At 45.4% G+C, this 12935-nt stretch carries 10 protein-coding genes; 9 read left to right on the forward strand and 1 reads right to left on the reverse strand.

All coding sequences use genetic code 11. The features are described 5' to 3' along the window. The first annotated feature begins 61 nt into the window (after window positions 1–61). The 7 genes from H7198_RS04180 (at window position 62) to H7198_RS04210 (ending at window position 9516) form a co-directional block, all read left to right on the forward strand. Window positions 62–1972: an ABC-F family ATP-binding cassette domain-containing protein gene (locus H7198_RS04180; protein ID WP_274458529.1), complete on the forward strand. Its 1911-nt coding sequence runs from the start codon at window positions 62–64 to the stop codon at window positions 1970–1972. A gap of 65 nt (window positions 1973–2037) precedes the next feature. After that, window positions 2038–2979, forward strand: coding sequence for a DNA-processing protein DprA (gene dprA, locus H7198_RS04185; RefSeq protein ID WP_274458530.1), 942 nt, complete (start codon window positions 2038–2040; stop codon window positions 2977–2979). A 123-nt stretch (window positions 2980–3102) separates the two neighbouring features. Then, window positions 3103–4473 (forward strand): cytosine permease, encoded by a 1371-nt coding sequence (locus tag H7198_RS04190; protein WP_274458531.1) that lies wholly within the window; start codon window positions 3103–3105, stop codon window positions 4471–4473. Next, window positions 4470–5714, forward strand: a complete 1245-nt coding sequence (gene codA, locus H7198_RS04195; protein ID WP_274458532.1) for a cytosine deaminase — start codon at window positions 4470–4472, stop codon at window positions 5712–5714. Before H7198_RS04190 ends, codA begins: the two co-directional genes overlap by 4 nt. Before the next feature lie 78 nt (window positions 5715–5792). Continuing rightward, window positions 5793–6413, forward strand: a complete 621-nt coding sequence (locus H7198_RS04200; protein WP_274458533.1) for a pyridoxamine 5'-phosphate oxidase family protein — start codon at window positions 5793–5795, stop codon at window positions 6411–6413. Window positions 6414–6539: 126 nt separating this feature from the next. Beyond that, window positions 6540–8636, forward strand: coding sequence for a type I DNA topoisomerase (topA, locus tag H7198_RS04205; RefSeq protein ID WP_274458534.1), 2097 nt, complete (start codon window positions 6540–6542; stop codon window positions 8634–8636). A 70-nt stretch (window positions 8637–8706) separates the two neighbouring features. Next, window positions 8707–9516 carry a hydroxymethylpyrimidine/phosphomethylpyrimidine kinase gene (locus H7198_RS04210; protein ID WP_274458535.1) on the forward strand — a complete coding sequence of 270 codons (810 nt, stop codon included), beginning with the start codon at window positions 8707–8709 and terminating at the stop codon, window positions 9514–9516. A gap of 54 nt (window positions 9517–9570) precedes the next feature. Here H7198_RS04210 and H7198_RS04215 read toward each other — a convergent pair whose 3' ends face one another. Next, complete coding sequence (locus H7198_RS04215; protein ID WP_274458536.1) at window positions 9571–10122, reverse strand: helix-turn-helix domain-containing protein; 552 nt, start codon at window positions 10120–10122, stop codon at window positions 9571–9573. 252 nt (window positions 10123–10374) lie between these two features. Between H7198_RS04215 and H7198_RS04220 the strand changes: the two genes are divergently transcribed. Together H7198_RS04220 and H7198_RS04225 are read left to right on the forward strand one after the other, a co-directional pair. Beyond that, on the forward strand, window positions 10375–11646 hold the full coding sequence (locus tag H7198_RS04220) for a tetratricopeptide repeat protein (RefSeq protein ID WP_276057348.1): 1272 nt from the start codon (window positions 10375–10377) through the stop codon (window positions 11644–11646). 86 nt (window positions 11647–11732) lie between these two features. Continuing rightward, a complete protein-coding gene (locus H7198_RS04225; protein ID WP_274458537.1) occupies window positions 11733–12935 on the forward strand; it encodes a CCA tRNA nucleotidyltransferase in 1203 nt (400 codons plus the stop codon).

The following is a 12935-nucleotide window of genomic DNA, read 5'->3' on the forward strand; positions in this document are numbered from 1 at the left end:
TTTCTTAAATAGTTTACCACGACGGCCGACAAAACCGGTTAAATTAAGTATAATAGAAAGCATGAAACAATTCCGAGTAGAAAATTTAACTTCCGTATATGGCGAAAAAGTCCTTTTTGAGGACCTTTCCTTCTTAATCTCTTCTGGCGACCGTGTGGGTCTGGTTGGTGTGAACGGGTCGGGGAAGACAACCTTGTTGAACGCCCTCTCTGGTAAGCATCCAGCCGACAGTGGTACGATTACGACCCAGAACGACTTTCGCATTGGTTACCTGGAACAGGACCCTGATTTGGATGGGCACCTAACGGTCTTGGATGCCGTTTATGCTGGTGACCAGCCTGTTTTTAAGACGGTACGTGCCTATCAGGAAGCCTTAGAGGCCTTTTCTTTGAATCCCGAGGATACCAAAGCGGCCGACCGTTTCGAGAAGGCACAAGCTGCTATGGACCGCGATGATGCCTGGACCATTGAATCGCAAATCAAAACAATTTTAACCCAGCTACATTTAACGGACTTAAAAGCCGAGGTAAAGAATCTTTCCGGTGGTCAGAAGAAGCGTGTGGGGATGGCTCAGGTTTTGATTCAAGAGCCGGACTTGTTGATTCTTGACGAGCCAACCAACCACTTGGATTTTGATTCCATCGCCTGGTTGGAGCAGTACCTGGCCAAGTACAAGGGTGCCTTGCTAACCGTTACCCACGACCGTTACTTCCTGGACCGTGTTACCAACCGTATTTTTGAACTTTCCTTTGGAAAGCTCTACGAATACGAGGGGAACTACCAAGATTACTTGGAAGGTAAGGCGCAACGTCAAGAGGATGAAGCGCTTGCTGAACACAAGCGTGAAAAGAAGTACGAGCAGGAAAAAATTTGGATGAATAAATCCGCCCGTGCTCGTACAACCAAGCAAAAGGGCCGTGAGAAGACCTTTGCCCAGTTGGAAGAGTCCATGGGACAGGTTAAGCAAGACGAAGACATCGAGTTGTCTTTGGGCCAGTCGCGCTTGGGTAAGAAAGTCATGAAGCTGGAACACGCGACTTTGGCATTTGGCGATAAGTTGATTTTCAAAGACTTGTCCATGTTGCTTGGACAGCGAGATCGAATTGGAATTACGGGCCCAAACGGAGTTGGAAAGTCTTCACTACTAAACGTTTTGGCCGGTCGCTTGCCTTTAACTGACGGTATCTTTGAAGTGGGCCAGACGGTCAAGCTTGGTTACTACACGCAGGTGACGGAAGAGATTCCTGACGATAAGCGTGTCATCGAGTACTTGACGGACGTGGCCTCCACTATCAAGGATGAGAACGGTCAGTCTTTGTCAGCCAAGGATTTGCTGGAACAGTTCCTCTTTCCACCATTTATGCACGGAACACTTGTCCGTAAGTTGTCTGGTGGGGAACGGCGTCGTCTCTACCTGTTGAAGATTCTGATGCAAGCACCAAACGTTTTGCTCTTAGATGAGCCAACCAATGATTTGGACATTGGCACTTTGACGGTTTTGGAGAATTTCTTAGCTCGTTTTGCCGGAACCATTGTGACGGTTTCCCACGATCGTTACTTCTTGGATTCGGTTGCCGATTACGGTTACTACCTATCAGGTGGTGGTGAAGTCGACCGTTATAACGGTGCCTTCTCAGACTATTTGGATGAAGTTATCCTTCCACAGGAAAGCGGGAATGGTCAGGCTTCTGTTAAGGAAGAAAAGGCTGCTGAAGACAGTCCTAAACCAAAGAAGCAAGAGAAAAAACGTAAGCTAACTTATAAAGAAAAGCAAGAATGGGAAACGATTGAAGATGATATTGCTGCTTTGGAAGAGCAAGTTGATTCTTTGAATACTGATATTGCTGAATGTGGATCAGACTATGGTAAAATCGTGACAATTCAATCAGAATTAGATGAAAAGCAGGCCGCTTTGGATGAAAAGATGAGCCGCTGGGAATATCTTTCTGAAATTGTTGAAGGACAGGACTAAGGTCCTGTTTTTTTATTGAATTTTTTTACCGTTCATTCGTATCAATCCTAAAAGGGGAAATACAGATGAATCAGAAAGAGTTCTTGTTGGCCATTCATTTAACGAAAGGAATTGGCCTTGTTCGTAAGGAAAAAATTATTCGAGCAATTGAAGCAGAACAGGTGGAAACGAAATACCCCTGGTCCTTTGCGGAACTAATCGCTGTTTTAGAATTAAGAGGGCAAGAGCGATTGGTTAATCAGCTAGCGACTGCTTATCAGGAGGGCCTTTTGCTGGCGAGGAATTACCCGGATGCCTACCTTTCGTACTTTGATGACGAGTATCCGCCATTGCTAAAGGAGAGTTATCAGACACCGCTGATTCTCTTTTATAAGGGGGACTTGCGGGCATTGCAGTTGCCTGCTTTGGCAGTGGTAGGGACCCGAACGGCAACGGCCTACGGCCAGGAAGTGTTGAGAGATTTGCTGCCACCCTTGCTTGAAAGGGGAATTGCCATTGTATCTGGTTTAGCGAAGGGGATTGATGTGATGGCGCATCAGGTGACTTTTGCACATGGGGGTGTTCCGATTGCGGTGATCGGATCAGGGATTGGACGGGCCTATCCGGTACAAAACAGACGTTTGCAGGAGCAGGTAGCGGAACAGGGACTCTTATTATCCGAGTATCCACGAAACGTCGGCCCCAGTCGGGGACACTTTCCAGAAAGGAATCGAATCATTGCGGGCTTAACCCGAGCAACCCTGGTTGTGGAAGCTAAGAAACGGTCAGGCTCTCTAATTACGGCTAATTTAGCCTTACAGAATAACCGGGAGGTTTTTGCAGTACCCGGTTCTATTTTTTCCGCAGAATCCCGTGGTTGCCATGAAATTATTCAGGCGGGAGCAGTGCCTGTCCAATCAGTTGAAGATATTCTAAAAAAATGCAAATTTTACAAATTGATGTCATTTCCTTTAAAATTCATACCGAATCGGGAAGAACTGTGCTATGATTTATACAACTTTAAGTGATTCAGAGAAATCAGAAGTTGCAAAATATTAAATTTTACCTGGGGTTTTTAGACCCTTTTTGCAGCGCTCTGAATCACCGATGGTTCGAAGCGCTTTTTTCTTTGCAATGAATGGGGGAGTCTGATGGATAATCAAAAACACTATCGTGTTCGGCCAATTCCGGCCGAAGAACGAAACCTAGGTAAGTGGGACATGTTTGCCACTTGGTTTGGGGCCAATGCGAACAACGGAACTTGGTACATTGGTGGAATCATCGCGGCCTGTGGCATGATTGGTGGACTATGGGCATTGCTCATTGCCTCGATTTTGTCTTATATCTTCTTAAGTTTTATTTCCTTTATGGGTTACAAGACCGGTCTTTCGACTACCACGCTGAGCCGTGCAACCTTTGGAATTCGTGGCAGTATCATTCCATCCATGATTAACTTCATTATGTTTATGGGTTGGACGGCGGTGAACACATTCATTGCGGCCACATCGCTTTCTTTCATCTTTCACAGTTTCTTTGGTTGGCCTGTCTACGGTCAAGCTGGTGGAAACAAGGGCTTGATTGTCGGCATTCTGATTATGTCGGCCTTGCACATCATGAGTATTATTTCTGGACAAAAGTCGGTCCGAATTATTGAACGAATTGGGATTCTTTTGGTTATCTTCTTCGTTCTCTGGGAGGGCATCGTGGTTTTTCGTCACGTTTCCTTTAACGAATTGGTGAACTGGGTGGTACCCGCTAAGGACCGGATGCAGTTCGGAGCAGCCATCGATATCTTAGCGGCCTTTAACCTGGCCTGGGTCACTTCAGCAGCAGACTTCTCGCGTTTTGCAAAGACCAAGACGGTTTCAACGGTATCTTCCTTCTGGGGTGCCTTGGTTGGTGTCGTTGCCTTTGCGGCCATGGGTTTGAGTACGGCCATTTCGATTGCTTTGACGACGGGCATTTACAAGCCTGACAACTCTGATCCATCAACGGTTGCTAATGAACTGGGATTGGGAACGATTGCCATGATTGTTATCGTTTTGACGAGTATGACGGCCAACGCGGTCAACTTGCAGGCCGCGGGTTCTGCTTTGAATAACATCTTCAGCAAAATTTCTCTTCGAAACGCACTCTTGATTTCAACGATTATCGCCACTATCTTTACCTTTATTCCAGTTATTAACGGGGATTTCCTAGCGGACTTTACCGCCTTCCTGGACTACATCGGGATGTTCCTTGGCCCAATCATTGCCATCATGATTGTTGATTACTTCTTACTCCACAAGGCTGATTACCAGCGCCAAAACTTTGAGAAAAGTCAGGGGCGTTTCTGGTTCAAAGGTGGCTATAACTTCATGGTGATTGCTCTCTGGGTTGTTGGGGTTTTGATGTATCTCTACCTCTCAAACGTAGAATTTTTGAAGGATACTACCGGGGCGACTTTCCTAGTCATGGTTGTGATTGGGGTTGTCTACTACGCCTTAGTAAAGTTGACGAATCGTTCAGGTGAAGCACAATGATTATTAAAAACGCACGGATTGAAAACGCAGCAGAAACAAGTGATATTCGGATTGAAAAGGGTGTGATTACTGAAATTGCACCATCGATTGAAGTGACTGCTGCCGAAGAGGTGTTGGACCTCAAAGGAAAGCTCGTCTTGCCACCCTTTGTCGATTCCCACGTTCATTTGGATTCAACGCTCACTGCCGGGCAGCCGGAGTGGAACGAAACGGGGACGCTTTTTGATGGCATAAGAATTTGGGCGGAACGAAAGAAGACGTTGACTGAAGCCGATGTGAAGAAACGAGCCATTGCCACCTTGAAGAAGCAGGCCAGCCATGGTGTGCAGTATGTCCGTAGTCACGTTGATGTGACAGACCCTAACTTAACGGCTCTGAAGGCTTTGTTAGAGGTCCGTGAAGAGGTGAAGCCCTTCATGGATTTGCAGCTGGTGGCCTTCCCACAAGATGGCATTCTATCCTTTCCAAATGGAAAAGAGTTGATGGAAAAAGCGGTTCAGATGGGAGTGGATGCCGTTGGTGGTATTCCACATTATGAGTTCAATCAATTCTATGGAAAGGACTCTTTGGAGTTCTTAGTTGATTTGGCAAAGCGTTATGACCGTTTGGTTGATGTTCACTGTGATGAAATCGATGATCCGAATTCACGAAATCTCGAAGTCCTGGCGACTTTGGCTTATGAGAGTGGTTTGAAGAATAAGGTGACGGCCAGTCACACGGTTTCCTTTGCCTCCGTGCCCGATGCTTACGCCTACAAGCTCATGCGTGTTTTGAACATGTCGGGTATTAACATGGTGGCCAACCCATTGGTTAACATGCATCTTGGTGGTCGCTTTGATACTTATCCTAAGCGTCGTGGCTTGACGCGGGTAAAAGAGTTGTTAGAAAATGATGTCAACGTTTCCTTTGGTGAAGACGACGTGAAGGACCCCTGGTACCCAATGGGGGATGGCAACATGCTGGACTCTCTTTATGTCGGTATCTTAGCCTCTGGCTTGATGGGCTACACCCAGATTCAAAATGCTTACAAGTTGATTGGTGAGAACGGGGCCAAGACTTTGCATCGAGAAGAGGGATACGGTGTTAAAGTCGGCAAAGAAGCCAATTTCTTAGTCTTCGATGAGGACAACTTTTACGATGTTTTGAATGAACGCCGGACCATGCTTTATTCCTTCCACAAAGGAGAAGCCATTATCCAAAATCATCCTGTACAGACCATCAGCCATCTGAAAATGAAGTAAAGGTTTTTAGAGTCATTCTTGCCTAGTGTAAATCACCGTGCTATATTTAATTTAATGTGATGAATTAGGGAGAGTAGCATGTATCCAAAACGCTTTATTCAATTATTTGTTATCTTTTTTGTAACGGTCATTATCGCTGAATTATTGGCCGATGTTTCGGGGATGGAAGCCCTCTGGCCACACATCTTCTTTGTCACGGTCATTGGTTACCTAGTATTGGTCACACCTTTGACAATCTTGACGATTATGAAGAACCGTAAGAAGTTTGGTAAGGTCGATGCAACGAGTAAAAATGCTGCATTGAACGAAGCCTATGCCGAATTACCAAACTTGATTGCTTTGGCAACAAAGGATGAAGGTTGCTTAGTTTCAAACACTTTGATTACGTTTAAGCCTTCAACACGCGAAGAAAACGTTTTGTACATGGTAACGGACAGGGACTCAACAAAGGCTTGTGATTTGCGTTGCCACCCTGAATGTGCCTTTACAACTTGGTACGCGAAGTCAGGTTTACGTTTGCACTCAAATCAAGCAACGGCCGTTGTGTTGGAAGATGAATTAGCTGAAAGTGAAATTGCTGAACATCCTGAAATTTTGAAGCTTTCTGAGAATGCAGCGAACCAAGCAGTCATTAAGTTGACTTTTTCTTCTATTGTAATTGAATCTTTCCAAAAGGCTGCCCAAGTGCTAACCTTTTAATAGACAAACGAGTATGAAATATACTCGTTTTTTATTTGGTCATTTGAGATGACTTTTGAAAAAATATCTGTTTTAATATTCTGTATGCTATAATGCAGATAATTTGAAGAACTGAGAGGATCTGTCGTGGCAGAGAAGAAAACGAGCAAAACGACAACTCGTAAGAAAACAACTACTAAGAAGACGACACGCTCTTCTAAGAATAAAAAACTGGTGATTGTCGAGTCTCCTTCAAAGGCAAAGACAATCGAAAAGTACCTTGGCTCAACCTACCAAGTGGTGGCATCAATTGGTCACGTTCGTGATTTGCCAAAGTCTACCTTGGGCGTTGATGTTGAGGATAATTATCAACCAAAGTACATTAACATTCGTGGAAAGGGTCCTGTTATCAAGGACCTGAAGAAGGCTGCTAAAAACGCCAAGCAAGTTTATCTCGCATCCGATCCGGATCGCGAAGGGGAAGCCATTGCCTGGCACTTGCAGTATATTTTAGGGTTGGACCCCGAAAAATCCAACCGTGTTGTCTTTAATGAAATTACGAAAGACACCGTTAAGAACGCATTCAAAGAGCCTCGTACCATTAACCAAGATTTGGTTGATGCACAACAGGCACGCCGTATTATCGACCGACTCGTGGGATATTCCATTTCACCCGTCTTGTGGAAGACGGTTAAGCGTGGTTTGTCAGCCGGACGTGTGCAGTCTGTTGCTTTGGGCTTAATCATTGCCCGTGAAAAAGAGATTCAGGCCTTCCAGCCAGAAGAATACTGGACATTGGATTCTGAATTTAAGAAGGGCCGTTCCAAGTTCAAGGCGAACTTCTACGGCTTTGACGGAAAGAAGCAGCCACTGCCTGACAACGCAGCTGTTCAGGGTGTAATGGGGCAACTCGACACGAAGCAGCCATTTACGGTTTCTTCTGTGAAGGCTAAGGAACGTAAGCGTTCCCCACAGCCTCCATTTACAACCTCAACCATGCAGCAGGCAGCCAACACGCAGTTGAAGTTCCGTACTCGTAAGACGATGATGACAGCGCAGCAGCTGTATGAAGGAATTAACTTGGGACGTGGTCTCGGCCAGGTCGGGTTGATTACCTACATGCGTACCGATTCAACCCGTTTGTCAGCCGTTGCTAAGAACGCAGCGGCCCAATACATTCATAACGAATGGGGTGAGGAATACTCCAGTCACAAGCCAGTGGCCGGTGTTCCTCAAGAAGGAGCACAAGACGCCCACGAAGCTATCCGTCCAACGGATGTCTTTAAGACGCCAGCTTCCATTAAGGATAAGTTGACACCTGATCAGTTCAAGCTTTACTCATTGATTTGGTCACGCTTTGTGGCTTCCTTGATGACGCCAGAAATCTTGGATACGATGGCTGTCACGGTGGAACAGAACGGTGTGCTCTTCCATGCTAACGGTTCAAAGACAAAGTTCCCTGGATTTACGAAGGCCTATCCTTCCGCCAAGGAAAGGGATAACCTCCTGCCTGATTTGGCGGAAGGGGATACCGTTGATTTGGCAAAGACGAATCCAGAACAGCACTTCACAATGCCACCAGCCCGTTATTCTGAAGCGGCCTTGATTAAGGCCTTGGAAGAAAACGGTGTGGGACGTCCATCAACCTATGCGCCAACTTTGGATACAATCCAGCGTCGTAACTACGTTCGTGTGGATGCTCGTAAGTTTGTGCCAACCGAACTAGGTGAAGTGGTTCAAAACATCGTGGACGATAAGTTCCCCGATATTACCAACACCAAGTTCACTGCCAAAGTCGAGCATTCGCTGGATGAAATCGAAGTTGGTGAAAAGAAGTGGGTACCGGTTGTTGACGAGTTCTACAAGCCATTTGCTAAGGAAGTCGAATCCGCTGAAAAGACTTTGGAAAAGATTACCATGCACGACGAGCTGGCTGGTATGGACTGTGAAGTCTGTGGAGCACCAATGGTCGTGAAGATGGGACGCTATGGTAAGTTCTACGCCTGTTCTCGTTTCCCTGACTGCCGTAATACGAAGGCAATCGTGCAAGAAATCGGTATTGAATGTCCAAAGTGTCATAAGGGTCAGGTTGTTGAGCGAAAGACCAAGCGCGGTCGAAAGTTCTACGGTTGTTCCCGTTATCCAGACTGTGACTTTGTTTCATGGGATAAGCCAAAGGCACCCGGTGAAGAACAGGCTGACGATAAGAAAGATACGAAAAAGAAGAAAACTGGGGCTAAGTAATTTTGCTTAAGAAACTAGTTAAAGTAAAAGACGAGCCGCTTGGCTCGCCTTTTTTAGAAAAGAGATGAAAATGGTCAAAAAAGTACTAACAATTGCAGGTTCTGACTCGCTTTCTGGCGGTGGACTGCAAGCTGACTTGGCGACCTTTTCCACAAAGGGGCTAGCAGCTTTTTCGGTAATCTCTTCGATTGCCATTATTCAAGGGGATGGGGTGCGCATTCAAGCCGTTGATGATCAGACTTTTGCGGCGCAATTTGAGTCGTTGGAGCAGGTTGATCACTTTGATGCAATCAAGGTGGGTCTGCTCTGTTCGGTTGAACAAATTGACCAAACCTATCACTTCTTAAAGGGCTACCTTGGGCCAATTGTTGTAGATCCCGTTCTGTCCTTTAAAGAAGGAGAGCTTGCTGTTGAACCAGAAGTTTTAAAGGCCTATCTGGACCGACTTTTGCCATTGGCCACTGTGGCTACTCCAAATCTGAATGAAGCCATTGCTTTGGCTGAGCAGAATTATTTGCCACGGACTAAGTCAGCAGCTGTTGCTTTAGCTAAGCAATTAAGTGCTCGTGCTCGCTGTGCTATCTATTTGAAGGCGGGGCAGCAGATTTTGGTTGACCATCAAATTGATGTATTGATTGATGAAGATGATCATCTATCAGTGATTCGTCATGAAACAATTCATTCCGATGGCAATAATGGGGCCGGTTGTACGCTAGCTGCAGCTTTAACAGCACGTCTTGCCTTTGGGGATGAGTTATATGAGGCAGCACAACGTGCGGCAGAATTCACACGTCAGGGAATTCTGCATGCCTATACTTTATCGGATAAGCGTTCAGACGGAAACGTTTGGCCAAACTGGTACTTAGCAAAGAATAAATAAAAAAACGACTCGTTGGTTGAAGCTCCTGTAAGGGAAGCAAATCAATGAGTCGTTTTATTTTGCTTGTTTACGGTATTGGACCGCGGTCATGCCGACGTGTTGTTTGAAAACGGTGTTGAAGTAGGAAAGGTTCGGGATGCCGACTTTTAACCCAATGACCGCAACAGAATCGTTACTGTCGTGGAGCATCTTTTTGGCCTGGTACATTCGTAAGCGAACGAGGTAGGCCTGAGGGCTTTCATTGGTGGTGGTCATGAAGGCCCGGTGAATGACCCCGGTTGATACGTTAAATTCATCGGCCAGTGATTCCAATGTTAGCCGCTTTTGATAGTTGTGGGCTAAGTAAGTTTTAATTTGATAGACAAGCTTTGCTTTATCTGAAAGAACGCCGAAGGGCTGACAGTCTGGACAGGGGACAAAGCCCTCGAAAAGCGCTTCATCACAGGTTTTGAAAATACGGATGTTCTTTTGAACGCAGTCATCTTCACGATGACAGGATGGACAGCAAACACGGTGGTCAGCCATCACGCCATAGATGAATTGGCCATCAAAGTTAGCGTCGTTATCATTAATGGCTTGCCAGCGTTTTTTTGTTAATGAATACATGACTGACTCCTTTCATAAAAGTGAATGTTGTTTTTTGAAAAAACATAATATTATTAATTTTAGCATGAAATCAGTCTTTGGGGTGTTGAACCTGAACTTTTAGGAGGGAGACTTGACCATTCTGTCTTTAAAAAAATAGATTCGAAAAATATTGAAAGCTTTTATTTTCTAAAACTCCTTCTTTATACTTAGAACTGAGCAGGATATAATAGTTTGTAGAGTTTTTTAACGATGAACAAAGGGGCGGTAATCATGACAAATCACGCAGAAGAAATGATGAGTGCACTAAACTTAGGACAAGTGGCGGATGCACAGAAGGCATTTGACCTGTCTCTTAAGGAAGATAGCGATGATTTGGTTTTCTCACTAGCTGAAGACCTTTACGCCATGGGCTTTGTGGATGAATCTAAGCAGGCATATCTGCAGTTGCTAGCAAAACATCCAGATGAGGACCAGCTAAAATCTGCTTTGGCGGAGTTAGCCATTGAAGAGGACAACTTAGAAGAAGCCCAGGATTACTTGGCTCAGATTTCGCCTGAATCAGACGCTTACTTGCAGGCATTGCTAGTGAAGGCTGACCTCTACCAGCAAGAAGGACTGCAGGAGTCCGCTGAGTACGCTTTGAAGCAGGCTCGCCAAATTGCCCCAGATGAGCCGGTGGTCGCTTTTGCTCTCGCTGAGTTTTACTTTTCAACAGGGGAGTATAACAAAGCAATCGCCCTCTACCGTTCTTTGCTCTTAATGGGCCAGCGTCGGATTGCCAAAGTCGATATCGCTGCTCGAATTGGAACGGCCTATGCGGCTGTTGGTAATATCGATAATGCCATTGCTTACTTTGAGCAGATTAAGCCAATTGATATGTCTGTTGATAATAAGTTCCAACTTGGTTTTCTCTACTACCAGAAGGGTGAAACGGCCGAAGCGGTGGAGCTCTTGGAAGAAGTGTTGGACCTAGACCCACACTATACGTCGGTTTATCCAATTCTTGGTCAGGCTCAGGAAAAGGCTAACGAAAAAGAGGCTGCCTTAAAGACTTATCAGGCTGGCTTGTCTTACGACCAAACGAACGTGGTGCTCTTCCGTTTGACGGCTAATTTGGCCTTCCAGATGGGAGATGATAAGTTGGCGGAGGATTCATATAAGAAGGCCTTGGCACTGGATGATGGGGATGTTGTCACGATTGCAGCCTTGGCTGACTTTTACTTGGCAAAGCATGATTATGACCAAACCATTGAAGTGATTACGGATGCGAACAAGCGTGACCTCTTTGATCCAAAATTCAAATGGGATTTGGCCCGGGCCTACCATGCCAAAGAAGAAGACGATAAAGCGGCTTCCTATTGGCAACAGGCCGCTTCAGACTACCCAGAGGATACGGACTTCTTGCATGATCTAGCAGACTGGTACCATGAAACGGGACAGCGGGAAGAAGAGGCAGCAACTTTGAAGAAGGCGCTGGCAATTAATCCCGATAACTTTGAATTGGCTGAACGTTTGACAGAATTAGAAGACACTTTTTTCTAATTTAACTCCTTAAATACCCGCTGGTTCGTGCATTTATCTAGAATTATTGCTAAGATAAAACTATAAGGAATAGTTGAGGTGGCCCCATGCAATTTAAAGAACTGCCCGCCCAGTTAGTGGCGGCCAAACCGATATTAGAAAAAATAAACGAAGCTGGCTTTGAAGCCTACTTTGTTGGTGGCTGTGTTCGCGATATGATTCTTGGAGAAGAGCTCCACGACGTCGATATTGCATCATCTGCTTACCCAGAAGAAATTAAAGAGATTTTTGAAAAAACCGTTGATACCGGTATTCAACACGGAACGGTCATGGTCTTAGACCACGGGGAAGGGTATGAAATTACGACTTTCCGGACGGAGTCAACCTACACCGACTTCCGTCGCCCTGATTCAGTGACTTTTGTACGTTCGCTGTCAGAGGATTTGAAGCGTCGTGACTTCACGATTAACGCTTTTGCTCTGGATGCTGATGGCACGGTTATTGATCTTTTTAATGGCTTAGACGACCTTGAGAAGAAGCAAATTCGAGCCGTTGGAAAAGCCAAGGAACGTTTTACAGAAGACGCTCTGCGAATGATGCGGGCGCTGCGCTTTGCGGCTAAATTGGACTTCTCAATCGAAGAAGCAACTTTGGAAGCATTAGCAGAATTAGCTCCTAACCTTGAAAAAATTGCTGTTGAGCGAATTCAAGTTGAGTTTGAGAAAATGCTAATGGGGCAGGCGGCCGGTCGATCACTGATGACCATGGTTGAAGTTGGCTTGCTGCCATACTTCCCAGGTAAGACGGGCCGGATTAAGGCTAGCCATTTGTTGGCCTTAGCGAACTACCTAGAGAAAAAACAACCTCAAAATTTTGCTGAGGTTTGGACGCTTTATCTAGCAACCGCTGGATTAGGTGCAGATGAATTGCAGCAAGAATTAAGGACTTGGAAGTTATCTCGTGAAATCATGTCGACGGTTAACCGTTTGGCACCGACGATTGAGAAGGTCGATGATTTATCCGTTTGGGACCTTTATCAAATCAATGACTTATCTGAAACTTTCTTGTCAGTGCTTGCTATTATTGGTGTTGATGAATCAGTTCGCTTATCCATTGCGGAACAGTTTAAGGCTTTACCAATTCATTCGACTAAAGAATTGGCTGTGAGTGGTGGTGCGTTGATTCAAGCGGGAATTGCTCAACCTGGTCCAGCACTTGGAAAGATTCTTTCAGACATTGAACATGCCGTTGTTAACGGTCAAGTAGAAAATGAAAAATCAGTGCTTTTCGACTTTGCAAAGGGGAAGTAA

Origin of the sequence: Fructobacillus sp. CRL 2054 (assembly GCF_028764065.1) — a bacterium.
Classification (GTDB): Bacteria; Bacillota; Bacilli; order Lactobacillales; family Lactobacillaceae; genus Fructobacillus.